21 protein-coding genes are annotated in these 25,968 nt (G+C 56.9%); 10 read left to right on the top strand and 11 right to left on the bottom strand.

From position 1 onward, the window contains the following. From DDZ13_RS01750 to DDZ13_RS01735, 4 genes are all read right to left on the bottom strand, one after another. On the bottom strand, window positions 1-1,374 hold the full coding sequence (locus tag DDZ13_RS01750; RefSeq protein ID WP_110129701.1) for a hypothetical protein: 1,374 nt from the start codon (window positions 1,372-1,374) through the stop codon (window positions 1-3). 147 nt (window positions 1,375-1,521) lie between these two features. After that, window positions 1,522-4,959 (bottom strand): pyruvate carboxylase, encoded by a 3,438-nt coding sequence (locus DDZ13_RS01745; protein WP_110129700.1) that lies wholly within the window; start codon window positions 4,957-4,959, stop codon window positions 1,522-1,524. Between the two features lie 291 nt (window positions 4,960-5,250). Beyond that, a complete protein-coding gene (locus tag DDZ13_RS01740; RefSeq protein WP_110129699.1) occupies window positions 5,251-6,312 on the bottom strand; it encodes an AI-2E family transporter in 1,062 nt (353 codons plus the stop codon). 100 nt (window positions 6,313-6,412) lie between these two features. Beyond that, window positions 6,413-6,838, bottom strand: a complete 426-nt coding sequence (locus DDZ13_RS01735) for a phosphoribosyl-AMP cyclohydrolase (protein WP_110129698.1) — start codon at window positions 6,836-6,838, stop codon at window positions 6,413-6,415. 172 nt (window positions 6,839-7,010) lie between these two features. Between DDZ13_RS01735 and tkt the strand changes: the two genes are divergently transcribed. Beyond that, entirely contained in the window at window positions 7,011-9,002 is a 1,992-nt protein-coding gene (gene tkt / locus DDZ13_RS01730) for a transketolase (RefSeq protein ID WP_110129697.1), read from the top strand. Window positions 9,003-9,266: 264 nt separating this feature from the next. On the opposite strand, the gene DDZ13_RS01725 is transcribed toward tkt, so the two are convergent. The 3 genes from DDZ13_RS01725 to prfB all read right to left on the bottom strand — a co-directional run bounded on the left by DDZ13_RS01725 (window position 9,267) and on the right by prfB (window position 14,561). After that, entirely contained in the window at window positions 9,267-11,795 is a 2,529-nt protein-coding gene (locus DDZ13_RS01725; protein ID WP_110129696.1) for a glycogen/starch/alpha-glucan phosphorylase, read from the bottom strand. A 181-nt stretch (window positions 11,796-11,976) separates the two neighbouring features. After that, complete coding sequence (locus tag DDZ13_RS01720; protein ID WP_110129695.1) at window positions 11,977-13,407, bottom strand: hypothetical protein; 1,431 nt, start codon at window positions 13,405-13,407, stop codon at window positions 11,977-11,979. Then, window positions 13,400-14,561, bottom strand: a protein-coding gene (gene prfB, locus DDZ13_RS01715; protein ID WP_110129694.1) for a peptide chain release factor 2 whose coding sequence is annotated in 2 segments (ribosomal slippage) — window positions 13,400-14,482 and window positions 14,484-14,561 — 1,161 coding nt in all. Because the reading frame shifts where the segments join, the coding sequence is not laid out codon by codon here. Before prfB ends, DDZ13_RS01720 begins: the two co-directional genes overlap by 8 nt. Before the next feature lie 80 nt (window positions 14,562-14,641). On the opposite strand from prfB, the gene queA reads away from it, so the two are divergent. The 5 genes from queA to DDZ13_RS01690 all read left to right on the top strand — a co-directional run bounded on the left by queA (window position 14,642) and on the right by DDZ13_RS01690 (window position 18,665). Next, window positions 14,642-15,727 (top strand): tRNA preQ1(34) S-adenosylmethionine ribosyltransferase-isomerase QueA, encoded by a 1,086-nt coding sequence (gene queA, locus DDZ13_RS01710; RefSeq protein WP_199221025.1) that lies wholly within the window; start codon window positions 14,642-14,644, stop codon window positions 15,725-15,727. A 49-nt stretch (window positions 15,728-15,776) separates the two neighbouring features. Next, complete coding sequence (locus DDZ13_RS01705) at window positions 15,777-16,298, top strand: RNA polymerase sigma factor (protein ID WP_110129692.1); 522 nt, start codon at window positions 15,777-15,779, stop codon at window positions 16,296-16,298. Between the two features lie 3 nt (window positions 16,299-16,301). Then, entirely contained in the window at window positions 16,302-17,192 is an 891-nt protein-coding gene (locus DDZ13_RS01700; protein WP_110129691.1) for an MFS transporter, read from the top strand. Window positions 17,193-17,263: 71 nt separating this feature from the next. Next, window positions 17,264-17,848, top strand: coding sequence for a YceI family protein (locus DDZ13_RS01695; protein ID WP_199221024.1), 585 nt, complete (start codon window positions 17,264-17,266; stop codon window positions 17,846-17,848). Window positions 17,849-17,954: 106 nt separating this feature from the next. Further along, window positions 17,955-18,665, top strand: coding sequence for a ZIP family metal transporter (locus tag DDZ13_RS01690; protein ID WP_110129690.1), 711 nt, complete (start codon window positions 17,955-17,957; stop codon window positions 18,663-18,665). 187 nt (window positions 18,666-18,852) lie between these two features. On the opposite strand, the gene DDZ13_RS01685 is transcribed toward DDZ13_RS01690, so the two are convergent. Together DDZ13_RS01685 and DDZ13_RS01675 are read right to left on the bottom strand one after the other, a co-directional pair. Beyond that, window positions 18,853-19,137 (bottom strand): Smr/MutS family protein, encoded by a 285-nt coding sequence (locus tag DDZ13_RS01685; protein WP_110129689.1) that lies wholly within the window; start codon window positions 19,135-19,137, stop codon window positions 18,853-18,855. Window positions 19,138-19,344: 207 nt separating this feature from the next. Next, the gene (locus DDZ13_RS01675; protein WP_110129688.1) at window positions 19,345-20,589 is read right to left on the bottom strand and encodes a DNA recombination protein RmuC; all 1,245 of its coding nucleotides are present in this window, start codon (window positions 20,587-20,589) and stop codon (window positions 19,345-19,347) included. Between the two features lie 88 nt (window positions 20,590-20,677). Here DDZ13_RS01675 and DDZ13_RS01670 point away from each other — a divergent pair, with 88 nt between their 5' ends. The 3 genes from DDZ13_RS01670 to DDZ13_RS01660 all read left to right on the top strand — a co-directional run bounded on the left by DDZ13_RS01670 (window position 20,678) and on the right by DDZ13_RS01660 (window position 23,680). Continuing rightward, window positions 20,678-21,046, top strand: coding sequence for a hypothetical protein (locus DDZ13_RS01670; protein ID WP_110129687.1), 369 nt, complete (start codon window positions 20,678-20,680; stop codon window positions 21,044-21,046). A gap of 62 nt (window positions 21,047-21,108) precedes the next feature. Beyond that, a complete protein-coding gene (locus DDZ13_RS01665; protein WP_110129686.1) occupies window positions 21,109-23,190 on the top strand; it encodes a TonB-dependent receptor in 2,082 nt (693 codons plus the stop codon). Between the two features lie 4 nt (window positions 23,191-23,194). Continuing rightward, entirely contained in the window at window positions 23,195-23,680 is a 486-nt protein-coding gene (locus tag DDZ13_RS01660; protein ID WP_158279742.1) for a Fur family transcriptional regulator, read from the top strand. Window positions 23,681-23,755: 75 nt separating this feature from the next. Here the strand turns inward: DDZ13_RS01660 and DDZ13_RS01655 are convergent, their stop codons facing one another. Beyond that, entirely contained in the window at window positions 23,756-24,241 is a 486-nt protein-coding gene (locus tag DDZ13_RS01655) for a MerC domain-containing protein (protein ID WP_110129684.1), read from the bottom strand. 148 nt (window positions 24,242-24,389) lie between these two features. Beyond that, window positions 24,390-25,127: a tRNA pseudouridine(38-40) synthase TruA gene (gene truA / locus DDZ13_RS01650; RefSeq protein WP_110129847.1), complete on the bottom strand. Its 738-nt coding sequence runs from the start codon at window positions 25,125-25,127 to the stop codon at window positions 24,390-24,392. A 3-nt stretch (window positions 25,128-25,130) separates the two neighbouring features. Here truA and DDZ13_RS01645 point away from each other — a divergent pair, with 3 nt between their 5' ends. Further along, window positions 25,131-25,925, top strand: a complete 795-nt coding sequence (locus DDZ13_RS01645; RefSeq protein WP_233246050.1) for a sulfite exporter TauE/SafE family protein — start codon at window positions 25,131-25,133, stop codon at window positions 25,923-25,925. The last annotated feature ends 43 nt before the right edge of the window (window positions 25,926-25,968 follow it).

The raw sequence follows: 25,968 nt of genomic DNA, 5'->3' as shown, positions 1-25,968 counted from the left end.
CTACATCGCGAACCTCAAAGGATACGTCGGCTCAGCCGTGTCGTGCTCGGCAGCATCTTCATCGTCATAATAATCCACTTGAAATTGGAATGACTTTTCACTTCCCCCATGATCCACGAAGTCATCGCCTACCGAATAGACGATTTTACGTTCCTTAGAATAACGCATGGGCTGGCCGTCATAGGGGTCGCGCGGTATCATCGGCAAATATTCAGGCACCAGTTCATCCAGTCTATCCGGTAGCGATTCGTGTTCCATATAATAAGCCTGCAGTGCCATGCTCAGTCGTGTTGCGGACGCGCTCACCTCCGCCATACTGATTTTATTCAATACTAACGTCATCGACCGAGTAAGGGTCGAACGTATTATACCGCCGATTGGGTTACGGTTTATGTATGATCCCCAGCCTTTACCTTCGCCGTTTTCTCCGACTGCATTAGCATATTCGAAATTACGTTGACTCAAGGGTCGATCAAATTGCCGGACCAGTTCGGAATACAACTGAAACATTTCATTCAAGGTCCGTGTTTTTCGAAACCCGACATAGAGCAGGGTTCGTTGTAACAACAGTTCCGCCTTTGAAGGCGCATCCATAAACGGGATCTGATAAGCAACCGCACCAACTTCAGAAGTATCTTTTGTGGCATGGCACATAAACTGGAACTCCTGTTTCAGAGCTAGCTTTACTGCGTCAGCGTAGTATTCCGCGATGTCGTAATCTTTCGCGAAACGTTTCAGTTGTTCTGCGGAAATCTTTATATTCGCCTGATACACCCACAATTCGTGAGTTAGGATTCCATTCATGGCGACATTGGTTAAGAGGCCGATTAAGGCATCGCCCGACTTAGCGTGAATCGAAAGTTCATCGGCTAGATCAGCCAGTCGAGCCAAAGCAGCTTCGGAATCTCCGGACAAATGCAAGACGCGTGATTCAATTTTCCGTAAGATTAGATAAGACCGGAGGTAGGAAACGTGCCAGGCTATATTCTCGGGGAAGAACTCGCGATCAGGCATGAAGATTGGTCGTTCAAATGCAGCTTCTACTCCGGCCATAAAATCGGCATTGGCCTCTAAAATCTCCTTAAAAAACTCCAGATCCCAATTCTCATAGCGATCATAGTCCACCTGAATTTCGTAGTCTTCCGAATACTCGATCGGATAGTTTTCAGGGATAGTATCATGATTATCCTGACAAAACTCCCGGAGATAGGTGTAGCCATTGATCTCAGGATCCTCCGGCCCAAGTTCAAAATTCAAAGGGCTATAATCGAGGGGTTCTTCTTCACCCATGCGCATCCAGAAGACAAGCACTGTCATTAGACAGGCCAACATCAGGCACACATATAAAAGTGCTTTGAGCAGCTTTTTGATCATGCTTTATCCGTGTCAGGCTTGGACATCCCGCGCAAGCCTCTCCGGAGGGCTTCGACTTTCGTCTTAATACACCGAACAAGCGCAGCGGGGTCAATGTAGGGGCTGTGCTCGCGGGTGGCGCAAAGCACCACCCCTACGGAAAAGAAGCTACCGTAACCGCACCAGCAGGTCCTTCGAATCGACCTGATCGCCGGCCTGGACCTCGATGGTGTCGACGGTCCCGTCGGCCAGCGCGTAGACCGTGGTCTGCATTTTCATGGCTTCGAGCACGCAGAGCTTCTCCTTCTTTTTAACCTTCTGCCCGACAGAGACGGAAACGGAACTAACCATGGCGGGAATGGGTGCGCCGACCTGCATCTTGTCGCCGGAGTCCGCCTTGGTACGCTTCTTGGTATCGGCCTTGATGGAGCGGTCCAGAATGACGCATTCGCGGGCCCGGCCGTTGAGCTCGAAGGTAAGGGTACGTTCGCCGTCGCCGTTCGGCTCGGAGACGTAGATCAGCTTTACGATGAGCACCTTGCCCTCTTCGATCTCGACGGAGATTTCCTCGCCGGGCTTGAGGCCGTAGAAGAAAGCAGGGGTCGGCAGGACGCGGGCGTGCCCGTATTCGTCGACATACTTTTTCAGGTCGGCAAAGACCTGAGGGTACATCAGATAAGCATAGAGATCGTCGTCGCTGATCTCGCACTTGTATTTTTTGGCAAGCTCCTTGCGGGTGGCATCAAGATCGACCTTCTCCGCGCGGGCACCGGGGCGGCCCTTGTAAGGTTTTTTATCACCGAGGATGACCTTCTGCACCTTCTTGGGCCAGCCGCCTTTGGGCTGCCCAAGACCACCGGAAAGCATATCCACAACCGACTCCGGAAAATCACCGCCGGGCTCCAGGTTGACGAGGTCCTTCGGCTCGATGCCTTTCGTCAGCAGGAACATGGCGAGATCGCCCACCACCTTGGAGGAGGGGGTGACTTTGACAATGTCGCCGAGCACCATGTTGACCTCGTGATAGTAGCGCACCACTTCCGGCCAGCGAGTCCCGAGGCCGAGCGCACGGGCCTGCTCGCGGAGGTTGGTGTATTGCCCGCCGGGCATCTCGTGGGTGTAAACTTCCGCCGAACCGAACTTGGGCGCGGTATCGAAGGGCTCGTAGTACTGACGGATGGCTTCCCAGTAGATGGAGAGCTCGTTGAGGAATTTCAGGTCCAGCTTGGTGTCGCGCTTATCGCCCTGAAGGGCGTTCACTGTGGAATTCAGGTTCGGCTGGGAAGTGAGCCCGGAGAGGGAGGATACCGCAAGGTCCACCACATCGACGCCTGCCTCGGCCGCCTTGATGATAGAGGCGCCGGCGATCCCGGAGGAGTCGTGGGTATGGAAGTGGACCGGGATACCGATCTCACTGCGGAGGGTTTTGATCAGCTTGTAGGCGGCATGCGGCGTGCAGAGACCGGACATGTCTTTGAGCGCGAGGATGTGCGCACCCATGCTCTCGAGTTCCTTCGCCATCTTGACGTAGTACTCGAGCGAATACTTGTCCCGTTTCGGATCGAGGATATCGCCGGTATAGCAAATCGTGCCCTCACAGACCGAATTGGTGTGCTTGCGGATCGACTCCATCGCCACCTTCAGGTTCGGCAGATAGTTGAGCGAGTCGAAGACCCGGAAGATATCCATCCCCGACTCCGCGGAATGCTTGATAAACTCGCGAATGACATTGTCGGGGTAGTTGGAATAGCCGACCCCGTTGGCGCCGCGCAGGAGCATCTGGAAACAGACATTCGGGATCCGTTCACGCAGGCGGCGCAGCCGCTTGAAGGGATTTTCCCGGAGGAAGCGCATGGAGGTGTCGAAGGTGGCCCCGCCCCAACATTCGAGGGAGTAAAGGTCGCCCGCACGGTGGGCGATGGCATCGGCCACCTTGAGCTGGTCGTAACTGCGCATGCGTGCCGCCAGCAGGGACTGATGAGCATCGCGCATCGTGGTATCGGTGACCAGGAGCTTCTTCTGCTTGCGGGTCCACTCGGCAAATTTCTCAGGTCCGTGCCGGTCGAGGTAGTCTTTTGTCCCCCGGGGCAGGCCGTGGCGGTGGTCGTATTTGGGCACGATCACGGGTAAGTCCATCGTGGGCACCGGTCGGTCCTTCACCTGGTCGTTGCCGTTGACGATGGTATCGCCGAGCAGCTTGAGCAGCTTGGTGGCCCGGTCTTTGCGACGCTTGAAATTGAACAATTCCTTCGAGGTATCGATCAGAGTCGTGGTCGCCTTGCCCGATACGAATATCGGGTGATTGATGACATTCTCGATGAAGGGGATATTTGTTTTCACCCCGCGGATGCGCATCTCCCGGAGCGCGCGGTCCATCCGCTGGATGGCGAGCTCGAAGGTGCGGGCCGAGGCGGTCAGCTTGACCAACAGCGAATCGTAATAGGGTGTAATAACGGCACCGGTATCACCCATGGCTCCGTCCAGACGAATGCCGAAGCCGGCGGCCGAGCGATAGTTGACGATCTTCCCGTAGTCGGGGGCAAAGTTACTCTCCGGGTCCTCGGTCGTGATGCGGGCCTGGATCGCCACACCGTTACGGGGAATATTCTCCTGCTGCGGGATACCGATCTCCTCCCCGTGCAGGCTGTGCCCCTGGGCCACCAGGATCTGACTCCGCACGATATCGATGCCGGTGATCACTTCGGTCACGGTATGCTCGACCTGGATACGCGGATTCATTTCGATAAAGAACCACTCGTCGGTCTCGAGGTCGTAAAGGAATTCCACCGTGCCGGCGCTGTAGTAGCCGATCGACTTGGCGATCTGCACCGCTGCCTGACAGAGCTCGGCCCGGACTGCGTCCGGCAGGCCGATTGACGGCGCGATCTCGACCACCTTCTGGTGGCGGCGCTGCACCGAGCAATCGCGCTCGTGCAGATGCACCACGTTGCCCTGTTGGTCGCCGAGGATCTGCACTTCAATGTGTTTGGCCTTCTCGATGTAGCGCTCGAGGAACACTGCGGAATTGCCGAAGGCACGTTCCGCTTCGCCCTGCGCCTCTTCCAGCGAGGACTTTAGATCCTTGGGGTCTTTCACCACCCGCATGCCGCGGCCGCCGCCCCCGAAGGCAGCCTTGATAATCAAGGGGAAGCCGATCTTCATGGCGGTCTTGAGCGCCTTGTCCGGATCACTGATCGGATCCTTCGTGCCGGGGAGCGTCGGCACCTTGGCCTTGTCGGCAATCTTGCGTGCCTCGATTTTATCACCCATCCGGGAGAGCAGCTCCGCGCTCGGCCCGACGAAGGTGATCCCGTTTTCCTCACAGGCCTTGGCAAAGCCGGCATTCTCGGAGAGGAAGCCGTAGCCCGGGTGAATCAGGTCAACCGCCTTATCCTTGGCCAGATCGATAATGCTCTCGATATCGAGGTAGGCCGCAACCGGGCCCTTACCCTCGCCAACAAGATAGGATTCGTCCGCTTTGAAGCGATGGACACCGAAGCGGTCCTCGTTGGCGTAAATAGAAACCGTGCGGCAGCCCAGCTCAGTCGCGGAGCGGAAGATACGAACGGCAATTTCACTTCGGTTAGCAGCGAGAAGCTTAGTCATAGGTAGATCGTTTTGGGGGTAACAGAAGCTGCGAAAATGGACGCGAGGTCCGGGCTGTCAACGCCAAGGGTCGGCAATGACACGCCAATGCATTGCCGCAAAACCGGTAGATGCTCCGCCTGCGGATGCTAGAAGCTCGGTTCGAAGGCGAGGAGTCCGGCAAGAATCATCAGCATTTCATCGGAAGGGGTACCTGAAGACATCGCCTTCCTTATTGAAGCACTCAACAATACTGAAAAGCTCAGACGCCACACTGGCATCCGCAAGCGGAGCCTCTACGATCAATTCGATTCACCGCTGAGCCACATCCTGGGGAATCCCGTGGGCGACTTTACCATTCCCGGAGAGGAGTACCGCCACCGGACGCGTGTTCGGGAAGTAAGAACACACGATCATCATGATCACCGTGATCGGCACACAGAGAAACATGCCCGGGATGCCCCAGATGGAGCCCCAAAGCCCCAGGGAAAGCAAAATGACGATCGGGCTGAGGTTGAGCCGGTTTCCCATGAGCTTGGGTTCGACCAGACTGCCGATGCAGAACTGAATCGCACTGAGGATTGAAATCGTGATGATGAAAGGGCCCAGCGTATCGAACTGGATCAGGGTCAACATGGATGGGAACGCCGTCGCGATGATCGACCCGATCGTCGGGATGAAGTTGAGCAGGAAGATGAGGACCGCCCAGAAGCTGGCGAAGTCCACGCCAACGAAATGCAAGACCCCGAAACTGAGTAGCCCCGTCGTCGCACTGGTCAGGACCTTGATCGCCACATACAGGCGGATATCGTGACGCATCTTGTCGATCAGTTCGAAGGCATCCTTCTGCTTCGAACGATTCTGAATGATCGCCTTGATTTTGTCGGCGAAGGTTCGTTGCTCCAAAAGAAGAAAGATCAGGTAGACGATAATGATCCCCGTGCTGCTGACCAGTGACCGGACCGTGCGACCGAAATTCTGCAAATAGGCCCCCAGGTCGATCTGGTCGATCACCTCCTGCAAGTTGGGGACTTCCTCCACCCCGACCGCGGTGTAGCCCTTGTAGATCAGCGACTCCAGGTTGTCCTGATAGGCCGGAGCCTCACGAATCACGCTGGCAATGTTGACGGTGATCAGATTGATGATAAATCCGATCCCCAGCAGAATCACCCCGACGGCGATCAGCATGGAGAGCGCTTTGGGCACCCCGATCCCACGCACTTTTATCATCGAGATCCCGTGCGCCAGGATACTGATCAAATAAGCGATGGCGCCAGCGATGACGAGCGGTAGCAGCAAATTCTGGCCGATGTAGAGCACATAAAAGCTCAGGATCACGATAATCATCGCAAAGGCCGCTCGTTGTAAGTTCATGCCTTTGATTTAGGTAGCAAAAAGTGATTTGTCGAACTTTTGCGAAAGTGCCGAGCCGCAGTGGCAAAGCCTGGAGTCATCCGTAGCCGGGACGCGATGCCTAAACCTGCGCCGGATCAACGAACTCGAGCGAGCCGTCGTCCTTGAGGCGGCGGTAGTAGCATCCGCTGCGTGCCACCCCGTCCTTATTCTTGGTGTGGCAGGCACCTTTCCCCGCCGGCGTGACTTTGTAGAGGATGGAGTTCTGCTCGCAGTTCACGCGGATCTCTTCGATCTTCAGGTAATCGCCGCTGGTCTTGCCCTTGATCCAGAGCTCATTGCGGCTGGTGCTCCAAAAGGTTGCCATGCCGGTCTCGCGCGCCGTATCCAGCGCGAGTTGATTGGCGTAGCCGACGATGAGCACTTCCCCGGTCCCGGCGTCCTGGGCGATCGCAGGGAGCACATCCGATTCGCAGCTCGCGACCTTGCGCAGCTTGGTAAAATCCAAATTCAGGGCGGAACCCTCTTCCAATTCTTTGTCAGACATAGCGAAGCAGTAATAAGTTCTACCCGCCCAAGTCGAGTTTTGAATGCCTCTCATGCAAGGATTTCATGACTAAAAAGAAGGTTTTTCCTTTTCATTCGGAGTCATCCCTTCATCTTCGGGGGCTCGAAAAATCTGAAAACCACACTCCATCCCGGAGGAACCATAATTCATTATGAACGCTGATATTCTACTCAAAGCTGCCACCGAATCCCGCGGACTTGCGCTCGATGCCGTGCACGCCTGTAGCTCCGGACACCTCGGACTGCCGCTCGGTTGCGCTGAAATGGGTGCCGTCCTTTGGGGCAACGGCGGCCTGCGCTACAATCCGGACGAGCCGAAGTGGCTGAACCGCGACCGCTTCATCCTTTCCGCTGGCCACGGCTCCATGTTTCTTTACAGCTGGCTCCACCTTGCTGGCTATGACCTCTCGCTGGAGGAGGTGAAGAATTTCCGCCAGCTCGGCTCCGAGACTCCCGGCCACCCGGAATACGGCGACACCGCCGGTGTCGAAGCCACCACCGGCCCACTCGGACAGGGCGTAGGCAACGCAGTGGGCTACGCCCTCTCCGGCAAACGCGCCGCCGCCAAGTTCAACACCAGCGAGCACAAGATCTTCGATCACCACGTCATCGGCCTTCACGGCGACGGCTGCTTCCAGGAAGGGGTCGCCCGCGAAGCCATCTCCTTCGCCGGACACGTGGGCCTCGACAATCTCATCCTGATTTACGATGCCAACGACGTCACACTCGATGCCATGGCCATCCAGACCATGAGCGACAACGCCAAGGCCTTCTACGAGGCCGAGGGCTTCGACACCTACCCGATCGACGGCCATGACCTGAATGCTTTCAACGACGCCCTGCAAAAGGCAAAAGACGACGACAACGGCAAACCCAAGGTCATCATCGCCAAAACCGTCATCGGCAAGGGCATCCCGGAAGTCGAGGGCACGGCAAAGGGCCACGGCGAAGGCGGTGCAAAATTTGCCGAAGGCGCACGCAAGGGTTACGGCCTGCCCGCCGACGAGCACTTCTACATCTCCGACGAGGTCAAAGCCTACTTCGCCGAACAAAAGGAAGTCGCCAAGAAAAACTACGCCGAATGGCAGGAAACTTACGAGGCATGGAAGAAGGCCAATCCCGAACTGGCCGCCGAGCTTGAGACCGGCGTGAACGGCGACATCCCTGCCGATCTGAGCGACAAAATTCCGGAATTTGAGAAAGACGACGCCGAAGGTGCCACGCGCGCCCTGGGCGGCACCGTCATCAATACCATCGCCAAGGAAGTGCCGCAACTGGTCACTGGCTCGGCCGACCTCTTCGGTTCCACCAAGAATTACCTGAAAGACGAAGGCGACTTCTCCAAAGACAACCCGACCGGACGCAATATCTGGTTCGGCATTCGCGAACACGGCATGGGAGCGATCTGCAACGGCATCGCCTACGACGGCATCTTTCGCGCCAGCGGTGCGACCTTCCTCGCCTTCGCTGACTACATGCGGGGTTCGATCCGCCTGGCTGCGATCTCCAAGATCCCGGTCACCTTCATCTTCACACACGACTCGGTCGGTGTCGGTGAAGACGGCCCCACCCACCAGCCGGTGGAAACCGTCAGCAGCCTTCGCGTGATGCCGGGTCTCGATGTCATCCGCCCGGGTGACGCCGAAGAGGTCGCCGGCGCCTGGGTCGCCGCCATGGAGCGCAAGGACGGGCCCACGGCTCTTATCTTCACGCGTCAAGGTGTCCCCGCACAGGACAGCATTCCGGCCAAGCAGCGTCGCGAAGGCGTACTTAAGGGCGGCTACATCGCGAAGAAGGAAAGCAGCGATCTGAAGTGCATTCTCATGGCAACCGGATCGGAGCTGCAGCACGCCATGGGCGCCGCCGAAAAACTCGGTGACGGCGTCCGCGTCGTGTCGCTCCCCTGCTTCGAACGCTTCGAGCGCCAGTCCGCCGACTACATCGAGAGCGTCCTGCCCAGCAGCTGCACCGCACGCGTCGCCGTCGAGGCGGGTGTCTCCAGCACCTGGGGCAAATACGTCGGCCTGCAGGGCAAGACGGTCTGCATTGACCGCTTCGGCCTGTCCGCCCCCGGCGGCACCGTGATGGAAAAACTCGGCATGACCGCCGACAATGTCGCGAAGGTCGCCAAGGAACTAATCTAAATTGTAATTATTCTCTCAACACAAAGGGCCGGTCCAATCTGGATCGGCCCTTTTTGTAGAGGCTCTGCTTGCCTACGACCATGAGCTCAGGCCGAATGGCAGATGCCAGTAGCATCGTTGAGGCGACACTCATACCAAGTCGCGAAAATCAAAGCGGCTTCTCCACGAAGCCGGGGCGTCCGCGAGCGGAACCCCTACCACGAGAGCGCCCTAAGCTGCCCAAGTAGCCTTGCCTCGGGTGAAAGCGCAGCCCCAGGGAAAGCGCTAGCCGATCTTCACCGGCTTCAGCTTCCAGATGTGTTCGGCGTACTCGCTGATGGTCCGGTCCGTGGAGAACTTGCCGACGCGGGCGGTGTTCATGATCGCCATTCGGGCCCAGCGTTTTTGGTCCTTGAAGGCTTTATCCACTTCTTCTTGGGCCCGGATGTAATCGGCGTAATCGGCGAGAACGAGATAAGGGTCCCCGCCTCCAAGCAGGCTTTCCGTGAGGGGGGCAAAGGCATCGTGTTCGCCCGGCGTGAAGTAGTCCGACTGCAGCCAGTCGATGACGGACTTCAGTTCCCAATTGCTGTTGTAGTAGTCGTAGGGGTTGTAACCCTGCTCCCGGGCTTCTTCCACTTCTTCGACCGTCTTACCGAAGATGAAGATATTCTCCTCACCGACTTCCTCCTGAATTTCCACGTTGGCTCCGTCGAGCGTGCCGATGGTCAGTGCGCCGTTGAGGGCAAGCTTCATGTTACCGGTGCCGGAGGCTTCCTTGCCGGCGGTGGAGATCTGCTCGGAGAGGTCGGCGGCGGGGATCATACGTTCGGCCATCGTCACGCGATAATTCTCCGGAAAGACGACTTTGATCTTACCGTTCACCCGCGGGTCGTTGTTCACTTTCTCCGCCACCTTGTTGATCGCACGGATGATATTCTTGGCCAGGGCATAGCCCGGTGCGGCTTTTGCCCCGAAGATGAAGACGCGCGGCGCGATATCCAGATCCGCATCATTGAGCAGTCGCCGGTAGAGCGTAAGGATGTGCAGTAGGTTCAAATGCTGACGCTTGTATTCGTGCAGTCGTTTGATCTGCACATCAAAGAGCGCATCCGGGCTGATTTCGACATCGCAGGACTCTTTGACGAATTCCGCAAAGGCGACCTTGTTGGCGCGCTTAATCTCCATGAAGCGTTTTTGGAATTTCGCATCGTCCGCGAATTTGGAAATCGCGTCGAGCTGGCTCAGCTGCTTCGGCCAGCCATCGCCCACCTTCTCGGTGATGAGTTCGCTCAGTCCCGGATTGCAGGCCAACAACCAGCGGCGCGGGGTAATCCCGTTGGTCATGTTGATAATTTTCTGCGGGTAAAGCGCGTGAAAATTGGAGAAGAGGTGCTTCTTCAAGAGCTCGGTATGAAGGGCGGCAACACCGTTGACCTTCGCGGAGGCGACGACCGAGAGATAGGCCATGCGAATCATCTTCGGCTCGCCCTCCTCGATGAGCGAGAGCTCAGCCTTCTTCCGGTCATCTCCCGGCCACATGGCTTCGACCTCCTGTTCCAAATAGCGGGCGTTGATCTCGTAAATAATCTCGAGGTGACGGGGCAGCATGCGTTCAAAGAGCGGCACGCTCCACTTCTCCAAGGCTTCCGGGAGGAGGGTGTGGTTGGTGTAATTGAAAGTCTTTCGAACAATTCCCCAGGCCTTCTCCCAATCCATCCGGTGGTCGTCGATGAGCAGCCGCATGAGTTCGGGCACCGCGACTGCCGGGTGGGTGTCGTTCAGCTGAATCGTGTTGAACTCGGGAAACTCATCCCAGTTGTCATGCCCGTCGAAAAAGCGCCGGATGATGTCCTGGAGGGAGCAGCTGACAAAGAAGTACTGCTGGGCCAGGCGCAGCTCTTTGCCGCTTTCCGTATTATCGTTGGGATACAGCACTTTGGAGATCGTCTCCCCCATCGCCTTTTCGCGAACCGCTTCAACGTAACCGCCTTGGTTGAAGACGTTGAAGTCGAATTCCTGCGAGGCGCGGGATTCCCAGAGCCGGAGGAAATTCACCGTCTCCGCACCGTGCCCAACAATAGCCACGTCGAAGGGCATCCCCTCCAGGGTGCTGTAGTCGACCCACTCGGGATGGAATTTTCCCTTGTCGTCCATGCGGTGCTCGACGCGTCCGTAAAGTTTGACCTCCTGAACGAAATTGGGGCGCATGATTTCCCAGGGGCAACCCTTCTCCTGCCAGGCATCGGGATGCTCAACCTGGAAGCCGTTGCTGAACTCCTGACGGAAAAGGCCGAATTCATAGTGGATGCCGTACCCAATGGCAGGCAGATCCAGTGTCGCCAGGGAATCGAGGAAGCACGCCGCCAGACGGCCCAGGCCTCCGTTACCAAGCCCCATGTCCATTTCTTCGGCGGCGATGCTGTCAAAATCCTGTCCCAGTTCCTTCAAGGCCTCGCGCGTCGGTTCGAACAGTCCGGAATTGTGCACGTTGTTCACCAGCAGGCGGCCCATCAGATATTCAAGGCTGAGGTAGTAGGCCCGCCTCACCTTTTGCTGGTGGTGAACCCTCTGCGTCTCCATAAAACGATCGAGAATACGGTCGCGCACCGCGTAACAGGTCGCCAACCACCACTCGTCCGGTTCCGCGCTTTCAGGATGGCGCGCCAGCGTGTATTGCACGTGGTTGAGAATGGAGGTCTTCATAGCCTCTTTGTCCGTGCCGACATTGAAACGAGCTGATGATTTCGAAGCTGTTTTCACAGCCGTGGTTTGCTTCTTCGAAGCGGTCTTTTTTTTCGCAGTTGTGCTCATGGAAATTATCTCGTTGGTGATGGAAAATTCGGATTTATCGGGTGGTTAATGTCTCCTGCCCCGTTTCGAGCAGTCAAACATACACTCCTTCTGTGGAGAGTAAAAGCAGAGAAAAGGCCGATTCTGCCGATCCGTTGAATTTTCCGGCAAAATTTCTCCCACTCCGCGTTCCAAGCGGAATTTAATCGGCTTGGTAACAGGGCATCAGCGCCGCGTCTTTCATCCCGTGGATGATCTTCTTGTCGGAGGGGCAAAAGGTCGCGAGCACGCCGTGCAAATGGGCCTGCTGCTCCTTTTCATCGACAAAATAATAGGGGCAGAGCCGCATGCGCCCCTGCATGGCATAGGTGCTGCCGTCGTCGCGATAGACCGGATGACTCAAACGGGTGGGCTTCTCGTAGGTTTGCAAAATATGCAGCGAAGTCTCGGACATGGCCACCGCCTGCTGGATGGCTTCCTCCCACTCGGTGCGGGAACTGTCGCTGCCCAGTGTTACGCTACGAGCGCCCCAGGCACTCTCGTGAAAGCCGCTGATTTTAATAATCAGATTACGCTCTTTCTTGCCCGCCTCAATCAACTGATACCAGTCATAGATCGGTTTGCCACCGATAAACGGGGCATCCAACACCGCGTTAGGCGGTAATTCGACGGGATCCATGACCCAGGTTTTAGGAATAACCTTTTTCAGGATCTTGTAGGACGGCTTGGGAAGTGCTTCCTTCCAGTAATCTTCAAGAATGTGGTGGTGAAACAGCGCCAGTGCCAACTTCTCCTCCTGGAAGTGCCGCATGGGCGGCGTTAGGCTCAGCTGAGCCTCGAGCCGGGCCTTGAGCAGAAATTCCGAGATGGAAACATTGGCCAGGTCGAAAAGTTCCCAGAAGCGGTAGACCACATCGATTTTTTGCGGGTCACCATCGATCCCGACACAAATTTCCTCCCCGAGCGGCATGACTTCGTCGGGATGGAAGACGTGCACCCGGCGACCGCGCTGCCTGAGTTGAGAAGCGAGCCACTCCATCTCGGGGCGATAGGTGGCGGCCTCGTCGCTCACCAGAATCGCAATATAAGGGGAGGTTAAACTCGGTGCTTTCGAGCAAAGTGCCTCGTAAAAAGCTTCGACCATATCCTGCTCGCCTGCTCCGACGAGGGCCTCGCCATGAACGTCGGCGTAGAGCCGGTTGAGAAAGGCGGTCAGACCGATCCCGCCCGGCACCGAGTCGATTTCCGTCAGAGCAAACCCCTCGTCCGTGATCAACAAGTCGGGACGGATGACCAAAGGCGTAGTCCCCCGAATCGCTTTATTGCGCGCGTGCTCGATCAGGGCCTCGGGCTTGCCGCGGTCGAGATATTCGGCCACCCAGGGCGCCACAAGGTCGCGGTTGCGCAGCAGGTTTTTCCCTTCGACCGAGCGCAGATAGAGCGTTTCAAGAGAACGGTGGAAGTCGTAGCAGGCCTGACCGATCTTGCGAATCTCGCTGACCTGTTTGGCAGTAAGCGGAAAAGCCTGCGGCGAGTAGCGCCAGGTCTTGTTCTCGAACAAGCTCTGGTCCGAGAAGGCCTGTTGGGCCTGGGCGTAACTCAATCCTTCGGTTGATTTTGGCGCATCACTCATCACCGGAATTTCTTTCGTCCGCCGACTGGCGTGACGTCGGCCCACCCGCACGCAGCCAGGCGTGAATAAACGGGTCGAGCTCGCCATCCATCACGGCTTGCACATTACCGGTATCGACGCCGGTGCGCAGGTCTTTGACCATTTGGTAGGGCTGGAAGACATAGGAGCGGATCTGGTTGCCCCAGGCGATATCGCCTTTTTCGCCGTAGAATCGTTCCATCTCGCTGCGCTTCTCATCCTGTTGCTTCTCATAAAGGCGCGACTTAAGCGTCTTCATGGCAGTCGCCTTATTCTTGATCTGCGAACGGTCGTTCTGGCAGGTCACCACAATCCCGGTCGGAATGTGAGTGAGGCGCACAGCCGACTCGGTCCGGTTCACGTGCTGGCCCCCTTTGCCGCTGGCGCGGTACACGTCGGTGCGAATATCGGAATCCTCGATTTCGATATCCACGTCGTCGTCTACTTCAGCCACTACATCCACAGAACAGAAGGAAGTATGACGACGGGCGTTGGAGTCAAACGGGCTGATACGAACGAGCCGGTGCACCCCGCGCTCGGCCTTGGCGTAGCCGAAGGCGTTGGCCCCCTCCACGAAAATCGTCGCTGAACTGATACCGGCTTCCTCGCCGGGGGTCATGTCGAGCACCTCCACCTTGTAGCCGGACTGTTCCGCCCAGCGGGTATACATTCGCAGCAACATGTCGGCCCAGTCACAGCTTTCGGTCCCACCGGCCCCGGAGTTAATCGTGATGTAAGCATTGCACCCGTCGTGCGGGCCGCTGAGGAAAGAAGCCAGTTCGAGTTTGTCCAGTTTGGGCGAAAGCTTCTCCACCGCGTCCACGACCTCCTGCTGATAGCCGGCCGCCTCGGGATCTTCCCCGAGTTCGTCCACCAGTTCGAGCATCGCGGTGAGGTCATCCAGCTCCGCGCGGAAATCCCTTGCCGGGTTCACCGTCGACTTGAGACGATTCGCCTCCCCGATCACTTTTTGCGCCGAAGCCTGATCATCCCAGAAAGAAGGCTCCGCCATCTGCGCTTCCAGCGCTTCAATCCGTTTCAGTTTCTTATCCCCGTCAAAGATACCTCCAGATATGTCCCGACCGGCGGGTGATTTCCTCAATCTGAGAACGTATTTCTGGTGTTAGTAAATTCATACCACGATAGGAACAAAGCCCAGTGAAGAATAAAGATTAAAATGTTTACCCAAGCTCAATCGGCGTAAATACAAATTGGCGTGAAGATTGATCGATTCGACTACAATTTGCCGAAAGAGCTGATCGCGCAGGAACCGGCCGCGCAGCGCGATGCCTCCCGATTGATGGTGATTGACCGCGCAACCCGCGAGGTGACGCACAGCACCTTCGCGGCAATCGGCGACTTTTTGCCCGCCAAGAGCCGCTTCTTTCGTAACAACGCCGCCGTGCTCAAAGCCCGCCTCTACGGACAACGTCCGACCGGCGGCAAAGTCGAATGCCTGCTCCTGCAACCCGCCGAAGACGCCCTCTCCTGGTGGTGCCTGCTCAAGCCGGGTAAGAAAACCCTGCAGGCCGGACAGTTCGGGCTCGATGGCGAATACACGGCCGAGGTTCTCGAAGTCGGTGCCAACGGTAATTACAAAGTGCGCTTTCAGCCGGTGCGGGACGAGTCCGTCACCGCGCTCTCGGAACGCCTCGGCATCATGCCGCTGCCGCCCTACATCGAGCGCAGCAAGGATGACCCGCGCCGAGACTCGGACAATGAACGCTACCAGACCGTCTATGCCGACTACGCCAAGCAACTCGCCGTCGCCGCCCCCACGGCAGGACTCCACTTTACGCCGGAACTAATCGCCCAGCTCGAATCCTCCGGCGCATCCTTTTACGACCTCACCCTGCAGGTTGGCATCGGCACCTTTCACCCTGTTCAGACCGAGCACGTCGAGGACCACAACATCCACCACGAGTGGTATGAAATTCCAGCATCGGCGCTGGCCGAATTGCAATCACCCGACGCCGGGCCACGGATCGCCGTCGGCACGACCTCCGTCCGGTCGATTGAAGACGCGCTCCGTCGAATTCCCCGAGAACCCGGTTGCCTGACACCGGGCGGCGATGTTCAGGCCGAAGCCGACATCTACATTTACCCGCCCAGCGAATTTTCCGGCATCGATCACATGATCACCAACTTCCACCTGCCGAAGTCGACCCTGCTCTGCCTCGTTTCCGCCTTTCTCACTCCCGGCAGCGAGGAGGGCATTGACTGGCTAAAGGAACTTTACGCCGAGGCCATTGCCAAACAGTATCGATTTTACAGTTACGGGGATGCGATGCTCATCCTCTGATTCCTTCATTTTAAATTCCCCGGAATATTTTTACCCGCCAGCGACTCACATGGAAGATTCAGACAACTTGGATTTTGACGAAATAGTGAGTGCTTACTACCAGCCCCTCTATCGTTTTGGCTATAGTCTGGCCAAAAACGAGCATGAGGCGGGCGATCTCGCCCAGCAGGCTTTCTTCATCTTCGCGGAGAAAGGCGCTTCGCTGCGCGACAAGTCCAAGGTGAAATCCTGGCTTTTCACCACGCTCTACCGGGAATTCCTTCGACGAAAGCGCAAAGACGAGCGCATGGACAACTATGAACCGGAGATGCTGGAAGTCGCCGGCGGCACTGTTGAACCGCATATCCGCCGTTCGCTGGACGCCAATCTCGCTGTCGAAGCTCTGGAAGAGGTGGATGAAGTCTACCGCCAACCTCTTGCCCTATTTTATCTAAAAGACCTCTCTTACAAAGAGATCGCCGAGATTCTGGACGTGCCGATCGGTACGATCATGTCGCGGCTTTCCCGCGGTAAAGCCCAGCTCCGCGATATTTTCAAACGCAAAGAAGCCGAAACAGCTGACACTTTTTAAGCGATGGAACGCGACGAAGCCAAAGCCATACTCGAACTCTGCCGCCCCGATCGTGCCGAGGATCAGGGAGACCCGCTGATTGCGGAAGCACTGGGCCTGCTTGAGACGGATGCTGAGCTCAAGGCCTGGTTTGAGGCGCAACAGGCCATAGATGCACGCATCGCGGAGTCCTACGGGGCGATTGAACCACCGGCTGACCTGAAGGCCAACATTCTGGCTGGCATGCGGGCACACGCGCTGCAAAGTATTCCGAGTGACTTGTCCGCCGCAGCCTCGGCGAAGGCGGAAGCGACAAGTCCGGGCCACGCACAACGTGGAACCGGATCAAGCCATGATAAAATGGATTTTCCGGCCGCCTCGCAGGCTTGGTGGCGCAACCTATGGATCGGAGTCGCGGCTGTCTTCGCCCTGCTTTTCGTGATCGTGGCCATTCCGCGCAACAACGCGCCAAGCCAAATCGCGTCTTCGGACGGTCAGGCCCGCCAGGCGGGCGTTCCCGCCATGATTCAATTCTTGGCCAACGAACTCGATACGATGAAGCAGGAGTCGCGCAGTTTTGATATGCGCTCTGAACAACCGGAGACCCTGCAGGCCTACCTCGCCAGCAAGGGTACCTCCAGCCCGGCACAACTCCCTTCGGCCATCCGTACGAAGCCATCACTCGGTTGCTTCACCCTCGACTACAACGGCATTAAAATGGGCATGATCTGCTTCAAGGATGATCAGGTTGTCCATCTCATCACCGGACCCAGAACCGCTTGCACCAGTCAAATTACCGAAGAGCCCTCGACTTTTGAAGTAGATGGCCAGGCCTTCAAAGTCTGGATCGAAGGCGATCAGGTTTACATTCTTTCCGTAAAAGGGAGTAAGGAAAAGCTGCCTAAGTTTATCTAGTTAGTGTGGCCCGTGTCTCCGGGTCGCTTGTTGAGAAACAAACACGACTAAACCAAAAATTCACCACTACCATGATGAAAACATCTCTACTCTCTATCGGAGCGATCCTTCTGGCATCGTTTGGCATCACAGCCAACGCACAGGCCGAAGTCGAATCCTACAAAATCGATACGGCTCACTCCTCCGTTAAATTCAGCATCCGCCACTTTGTTGCCAAAACCACCGGCAACTTCTCTGATTTCGAGGGCACGCTTAAAATCGACCGTGACGATCTGACCAACAGCAAGGTGGAAGCGACCATCAAAATCCCATCCGTCGATACGGATAGCGACAAACGTGATGCTCACCTGCAAGAAGACGATTACTTCGGCGCGGACAAACATCCCTTGATGACGTTTAAATCCACCAAGTGGTCGGAAGCTCTCGGGGAGAACAAGTTCAAGGTCGTCGGCGACCTGACGATTCGTGGCGTCACGAAAGAAGTCGTGCTCGACGTCGAGCTTCTCGGCTTTGGCGAAGGCATGCGCGGGGCTTACCTCTCCGGATGGGAAGCGACCACGACACTGGATCGTACCGAATGGGGGATTACCGGTGGGCAACCGGCTGTCGGCGACGAGGTTGATGTGACCATCAACATTGAAGCGATCCGGCAGTAAACACTGCCGGGCAGCACACTTTTACAAGCGAACAGCTTTCGGCTGTTCGCTTTTTTTAGCTTCACCCTCGCCTATTGAAACTCTCAACCCTAGGTTTAGGCACAAGATGAGTGACCTTCTTGTGATTACAGGCGCGGCTTGGCTGGCGGGAATCGCAGCCTTTTCCGGTGGCAGTGCCTCTCAACTTGAAGGCAGCGGTGAATCGGAACGGAAGCAGGAGTTGATTCATGGAATCGTCGCTTTCGGTGGTGGCATCCTTCTCGCCGCAGTGGCTTTTGCCCTGACTCCGGAGGGCATCAAAGTATTACCAACTATTTGGCTGGCGGTGTCCTTCGTATCGGGCGGTGTCATCTTTTGCCTCTTGGATGCCTACATCACCCGAAAGGAAGGCAACAAGGCGCAGTTCATGGCCATGCTTCTGGACTTCGTTCCCGAAGCGCTGGCCCTGGGTGCCCTCTTCAGCCAATCCCGGGAGAGCGGCTTATTGCTGGCCTTGTTCATTGGCGCTCAGAATCTGCCCGAAGGGTTTAACGCCCACCGCGAAAGTATCGCCGGAGGCATCAGCCCCAAAGCTTCGCTGATGACGCTTCTTGCCGTCAGCACACTGGGCCCGGTGTGCGCCGTGGCCGGTTACTTTTTCCTCAGTGATCTAAAAACACTGAATGCCTGTATCATGACCGCAGCGGGAGGGGGAATTCTCTATTTGATTTTCCAGGACATTGCCCCCCAGGCAAAGCTACAACGACACTGGGCGCCACCTCTGGGCGCGGTTCTTGGCTTTGGGCTCGGTATGGTCGCCCACCAGCTTTTGAGCTGAACCTCCCTCTGCTTTTCTACCTTCTTACACCAGTATCAAGAAGGTTTGTCCTCGTCGCGACGTTGCGAGAGCAAGGTCGATAGATCTATGCTAGCGATAATCGACGGCACTATCGTGCCATCGCTAAAAGCAAGCCTACCGAGACAGACCTTTATCAATTAGCTATTATCTGCTATCTAAGCACGCTCTATTGCTTTTGCAAAAACGCAATAGTAGCGCCCCAACCGCCTTCCGTCTGGTCGGCGAGATAGAAGTCTTTGACCCGCCCGTCCTTTTTCAAGATGGCATGCACGGTTTCACGAAGGGTGCCGATGCCCTTCCCGTGGATAATCCGCACGCGGGTAATCTCCTTTTCCAGACAAAGCCCGATATAGTCCGGCACCAACTCCCCGACCTCCTGCGGCCGAAAGGTGTGCAGGTCGAGCTCACCGTTGATTTCAAATTCGATCGGGTCGTCTGGGTTATCTGACATAAGCGCGACTCCATTTAAAGTGCTGAGTTTCTTGACACAGCCCAGCCTTCACCGGGTTGTGAATGTAGTCCTTTGCATCCTGAAAGTGCTTTTCATTTCGGATATAGCGATCCCAGTATTCGTGGTGCCACAGTGGCTTCTCGCAGTTCGGGAGAACTGCGCTCCCGGGAACGCAAATCTCCTGATTTGCTCCATTACTCCCTGAACTCATTCTTCCTTGGGCAGGATCGGTTGCTTTTCGATGGCCTGCGTTTCGGGCAAGGCATCGGTGTTGGAACTGTCAAGTCCCTCGAACTTCCGTGCGGTCACCAGCAATCGGCTTTCCACCGAACTAATGGCTTTGTTGTAATGCCCCACCGACTGATCGAGGCTCTTGCCAAGCTTGGCGAAATGCCCTGTGACGACGCCGATCCGTTCGTAAAGCTCCCGTCCGAGCTCGGCGATCTGCTTGGCCTCACGGGCGATCGCCTCCTGCTGCCAGCCGTAAGCAATGGCTTTAAGCAACGCGATCAGGGTGGTGGGGGTGGCGAGGATGACTTTGTTCTCCACCCCGATTTCAATGAGCTGCGGGTCCTGCTCCAAGGCAGCGCTGAAGATGGTCTCGTTTGGGACAAAGAGGACGACAAACTCGGGCGCGTTTTCGAACTGGCTCCAATAGGCCTTCTGAGAGAGCCCTTTGATATGATCGCGCAGTTGGCGGGCGTGGGCCTTCATCCGTTCGGTTTGTGTGACGGCATCCTTCGCCTCCAAGGCGTCCAAATAAGCCGCCAGCGGCACCTTGGCATCGACCACCACCTGCCGCTCGTTGGGTAGCTTGATCAACATGTCCGGCCGCTGGCGCTGCCCCTCACCGGTCTCGTGCGAAGCCTGTTCGATGAAGTCGCAGTAGTTCACCATACCCGCCATCTCCACGGTGCGGCGGAGTTGCATCTCGCCCCACTGGCCCCGCACTTGGGGTGCCCGCAGCGCCTGGACAAGACTGCCCGTGGTACGGCTCAATTCGGCCTGCGCCTGAGAGAGCTGCTCCAACTGTTGCTTCAGGCTGGAATCGGTCGCGGTGCGGCGGTCCTCGATTTTTTCAATGCGTTGATTAAAGAGCCGGAGCGCTTCATTGACTGGCTCGACGGTTTTCTTGATCGACTCCTGCCGCTTATCCAGATCGCCCTTCGCGCCCTCCTGGTATTTTTCGAGGGTGACCTTGGCCAAGTTCAGAAAGTCAGCGTTGTTTTTCGAAAGGGCCTCGGCGGAAAGCGCCTTGAAACTGTTTTCCAGCTTCGAGCGGGCCTCCTCCAGAAGCTTCAGTTTTTCATCCGCCGCCTTCAGCTCCGCCTCACGCTGGACCTCGGTCCGCGAGAGTTCCAGGCGGGCCTTGGACAGCGCGTTATTCAAAATAAAATAGACGCCAGCTGCTCCAAGCAAGAGCCCCAGAACCAAGCCAATCAACAAATCCATGTCCCCATAGAGCCAGTTTCCTTATGACTGGCAACGGCGGATTCACCGCTTGACAGACGATTATGCTTAATGAAAGTAGCTTGCGAAAGTGAATTTTCAGAAGCACAGCCTTTTAAAGAAAACGGCAGCCCTCGCGCTCGCCGTGCTGGTATTGTGCCTGGGGCTGGCGGGGACTTCGCCCGCGCTGCACGATGCCCTGCACGGGCATGAAACTTGCCATACGGGACATACTGATTGCCCGGACGAGAACCCTGAGCCACTCGGTAAAAATAACGATATCGACCACTTTTGTGCGGTGACGCTGCTTCAACTGGGGGCAGCGTGGTCACTCGATCACTCACTGCTTGAAGTCAGGGGGAGTGTGATCGATTGGCCGTGTCTGCCCATAGCCAGTCCTGAACGGAGGCAGATAGCACTGCCGGGCAACCGCGGCCCGCCGATTGTTGAAATTGTTTGATCCATTCATCGGGGACGGGCCAAGCCCGCCTCCGTATCGACAATTTTCCACAATCGAAACGCATGCACAAATTATCCATTCCCAGCGGCGCAGTTCTTTACGCCGCCACCTCACTCTTTCAACTCTCACTCTCAGGAGCCGAAGAACCCGTCTATCTCCTGGATGAATACATCGTCTCCAGTGGGCCCGTGGCTCGTAGCGTGGACGATTTTGTCAACCCTTTCGCAACACTCGAATCGAGGGATATCCAACGACAAGGGGGCACCACACTCGGGGCGCTACTCGAGGAACAACCCGGCGTCAGCGCTTCCAGCTTTGCTGCGGGCGCCAGCCGTCCGATTATTCGGGGCTTTGACGGGCCACGGGTACGCATCCTCGACGCAGGCATCGAAGCCGCCGACGTTTCCGCTGCCAGCCCCGACCACGCTGTCGCGGTCGAGCCGATACTCGTCGACCGCGTGGAAGTCATCCGTGGACCGGCCACCCTACTCTACGGCAGCTCCGCCATCGGCGGAGTGGTCAACGTAATCGGCAAGGAGATTCCGCGGGAACGCGTAAGCCGTAAAGGTTACGAAGGTGCCTTTGAGAGCCGCTATGATACCGTCTCCGATGGCGAAACTTTCCTCGGCTACGGCACGGTGGGCGGGGACAACTGGGCGCTCCGCGTCACCGGCCTGACACGCAAAAGCGAAGACTACGACATTCCGGGCGAGGCCGAGATCCATCACGAAGGCCATGACGAGCACGATGATGAAGACGACCACGACGAGGAGCACGAAGAAGGCGAATCCGGAACGCTGGGCAATAGCTTTGTGGAAACGGATGCACTCTCCATCGGCGGCACTTGGTTCTTCGGTGAAGACAGCTACCTCGGGGCTGCGGTTTCACTTTACGAGTCATTCTACGGGGTACCCGGGCACAGCCACGGCCATGCCCACGAAGAAGAGGAAGAAGAACACCAGGAAGAAAGTGTCGCCATTGACCTTGAACGAAAACGGCTCGACCTCGAACTCGTGCTGGCCGAGCCGATCGATTGGATCGAAGCGGCGCGCTTCCGCTTTGGCTATACGGACTACGAGCACACCGAACTGGAAGGCGATGAAACCGGCACCATCTTCGAGCAGGAAGGCTGGGAACTGCGCGGCGAAGCCGCTAACCGTGAGTGGGCGTTCATCGACGAGGGTGTCATAGGTATCCAGGTTTCGGATACAGACTTCTCCGCTGTCGGCGAGGAAGCCTTCACGCCACCTTCAGAAACCCAGACCCAGGCGATTTTTACCTCGCAACACATGCACCGCGGCGACTGGCACTATGAGTTCGGTGCGCGACTGGAGCGCCAGACCACCGAGGCACAAGGCGCGCCCGATGATTATGACAGCCTGGCCCTCAGCCTTGCCGTTGGTGCCATATGGAACTTTGCCACAAAGCAATCGCTGGCCCTCTCATTCCAACGCTCCCAGCGGCACCCGAGTTCAACGGAGTTGTTTGCCGACGGCCCCCACCTCGCAACCAGTCAGTATGAACGTGGCGACGCCGACCTCGACCTGGAGACTGCTTACGGGCTCGATCTGAGTTACCGTTATCGTTCGGCGGACTGGGCCGGAACCTTCACCGTCTTCTATACTCGTTTCGATGACTATATCTTCGCGGGCAATACCGGCGCGGAGGAGGACGAACTACCGGTTTATCAGTACACCGCGGTCGATGCGGACTTCTGGGGTTTTGAAGCCGAAGGGGAACGGGTCCTCTACTCGACAGAGGACACGGAATTCACCATCGGGCTACTGGCCGACTACGTCCGCGCCGAAATCCGGGACAGGGATGAAGACCTGCCCCGCATTCCACCCCTGCGGATCGGCGTGAAAGCCGGGCTCGAATCCGGCCCCTGGACGGCGGACCTATTGCTGCGCCGCGCCTTCAACCAGGACCGGACCGCGCCGGGAGAAACCGAAACGGACGGCTACACGGAACTCAGTCTCGATATTGCCCACGCATTCGACCTCGGCAACGGCCTGCGCCTGACTGCCTTTGCTCAGGCGAATAATCTTCTGGACGAGGACATTCGACATCATACCTCATATTTGAAGGATGTCGCCCCGCTTCCGGGCCGCAGTGTCACCATTGGTGCACGCTTCGAGTTCTAGAGTCTTGCCAAAAAGCTTGATCGGCCGATACGGCCGGTCAGGCTCTCAGGCCATGCCGGGTGAGGAAGAAAAATTACTGGGAATTGTGCTCGAACGTCTGCGTGCCGACGGTGGCCGCATGACGAAAAAGCGCGAGCAGGTGCTCCGTGCCCTGCTGACTTTCGACCGCCCGGCCGCGGCGGAGGAAATCCGCGAACGTGCGGAGTTACCCGCTTCCGATTTGGTGACGGTATACCGCAATCTGGAAACCTTTGAACGGCTCGGCGTATTACAGCGGGTGCCGCTGGAAAACGGCACCCAGCTTTTTGAGCTCACCGCGCCGGACGAGCACTACCACCACCTCATTTGTCGGGAATGCCACAAATCAGAACGGCTCGATATCTGCGTCAGCCACGAAGTGGTGAGGAAAGCCAAGGCCCACGGCTACTCCGAGATCGCCCACTTGATGGAGGTTTACGGTGTCTGTGAAGAGTGCGGCGGACGGCGTTGATCGTTGCTGGTTGATTGTCGAGTGACAGACCCAGAATCGCCAGGCGAGAATTGGCAACCAACGTATAATACCGCCCTAGTGCTCGCAGCGGCTCTTACGGCAAAGGCGATAATTGCGGATGTGCGCACTCGCCAATAGTAGTCCGCCCAAGGTATTCAACCAGGCACCCGCATGCATGGGAATAGGTTCTTCACTAAGATCGCGCGAGCAGGATTGGCAGACCTCCGCGTGGGTCGTGACCTCGGCGTGAGCTGCATAGTGCATCCGTTCCTGAATCAATGCGAAGACTAGAATACTGAGCCCCACTGCGCTCAGAGCGGCCACCCACCTGTCCTTGTGCTTGCGGCAACCCATAAAAACGGCGAAAGCCGTCGTCGGAAGAACCAGCAGAATCATCCAAAGGTGGAAATCCTCGTGCACGAAAAAACTCGTGGCAATAATGGGCAGCGCAATCACCAATATCGGGGTGAGCAAGCAGTGCACCGCGCAGACGGCAGCCATCCCGATCGCAAGTTGATCGAGCCATCCGTGGCTGTGCTTCTGAGCGGTTGCGTTCTCCATTGTTGAAAGTGACTTTTGCTAATGGATCGGGCTATTTGCAAGTTCCTTTCAATAAAATTTATTTAACGGGTCGCGCCGTCAGCTCACCAAAAAATGAAACAGGCGGGACGCCTGTTCGACCCAAGAAAGTGCTTTTCGTGAGTGCCTTTTAGTAAAAAACTTTTTCGAGGCAGAGCCCCTTGGCCGGGGCGGTCACAATCCGGTGAGTGCGTTTTTTCGAATCGAGGATTTCCTTGATCTGCCCGGGAGTCAGCCTACCTCGACCGACCGAGTACAATCCGCCGGCAAAGCTACGGACCATCCGGTAGAGGTAGCCACTGCCTTCCGTCGTCAGCGTAATATGCTTCCCGCGCTGCTTGAGCTCGAGCCGGTGGATGGTTTTGACCGGGTTCGGATCACTATCCTTGCCATGCGTGGCGCCGAAGGCGGTGAAATCGTGTTGGCCGACGAGAAGTTCGGCGGATGCCTGCATGGCATCGAGATCGAGCGGCACAGAACGACAGGCCCACAGATAGCGATCCTGTAACGGGTCGGCCCGGCCAAGGTAATAGTGATAGGTGTAGCGCTTGCCTTTGGCCGAATGCCGGGCGTGGAAGGTGTCGCTAACCTTTCGGAGGGAGTTAATGCGAATGGTCGTCGGAAGAAGCGAATGCAGAGCGCGAATCAGTTTGTTGCTGTCATGCAGCCAATCGGCATCGAAGTGAAAACATTGCCCCCTTGCGTGGACGCCGGCATCGGTTCGGCCGCTTCCGTGGGTCAGGATCTCCGAATTCAGAATCCGGCTCAATGCCGCTTCCAGATGGTTTTGCACCGCGTTACCCGCCGGTTGGCGCTGCCAGCCGTCAAAGTCGGTACCATCATAAGCACAGGTGCATTTCCATCGCATGGGATGAACACTTGCCAATGGCGGCGCGAATGCAAGGCTCGCCCGATGGAGAGCTTGGAGCTTTGGCAGTATTTACTGATCGCCACCGGTGCATTTGCGGTCGGACTGGGCAAGGGTGGCCTGCCCGGCGTGGGAAACGTGACTGTCGTGCTCATGGCCCTCGCGCTACCGGCCAAGGCTTCCGTCGGCGTGCTCTTACCCATCCTCATCTCGGCCGATATTGTAGCCGTCATCGTTTACCGGCGCCATGCCAACTGGAGTTACATTGTAAAACTCGCACCCTGGACGATCATCGGGGTTCTGGGCGGCTATCTCGTCTTTAGTTATGTTAATGACAGTGCCGTCCGTATTCTCATCGGCAGCGTCCTTCTCAGCATGACTGCGATTCACTTTATCCGCAAATGGTTGCGCGACAGCTCCAAGGGTGAAGACAAGCTACCGCACCATCCGGCTTTCGTCGGGGGGACCGGTATCATCGGGGGCTTCGCGACCATGATCGCCAATGCCGCCGGTCCGGTGGCCGCACTCTACTTCATCGCCTCCGGCCTGCCCAAATATGCCTACATCGGTACATCGGCCTGGTTCTTCTTTTTGGTGAACGTCTTCAAAGTACCTTTCATGATGGACCTGGGGATCATCCATCTCGAATCGCTCGGCTTGAGTGCCAGCTTCATGCTTTACTCCGTGCTTGGTGCCTTAATCGGGCCACGAATCGTACGGCATATCAACCAGCGACTGTTCGAAGTTTTGATTTGGGTCTTTGTTGTCATCGGTGGATTAAAGCTCATCCTCCCATAGAAATGACCCGCCGCTAAAAGGCTTCGCCTCACGCGGCCGCATC

It is taken from the genome of Coraliomargarita sinensis (assembly GCF_003185655.1).
GTDB lineage: Bacteria > Verrucomicrobiota > Verrucomicrobiia > Opitutales > Coraliomargaritaceae > Coraliomargarita_B > Coraliomargarita_B sinensis.
This window is presented reverse-complemented; position numbering and strand designations above follow the sequence as displayed.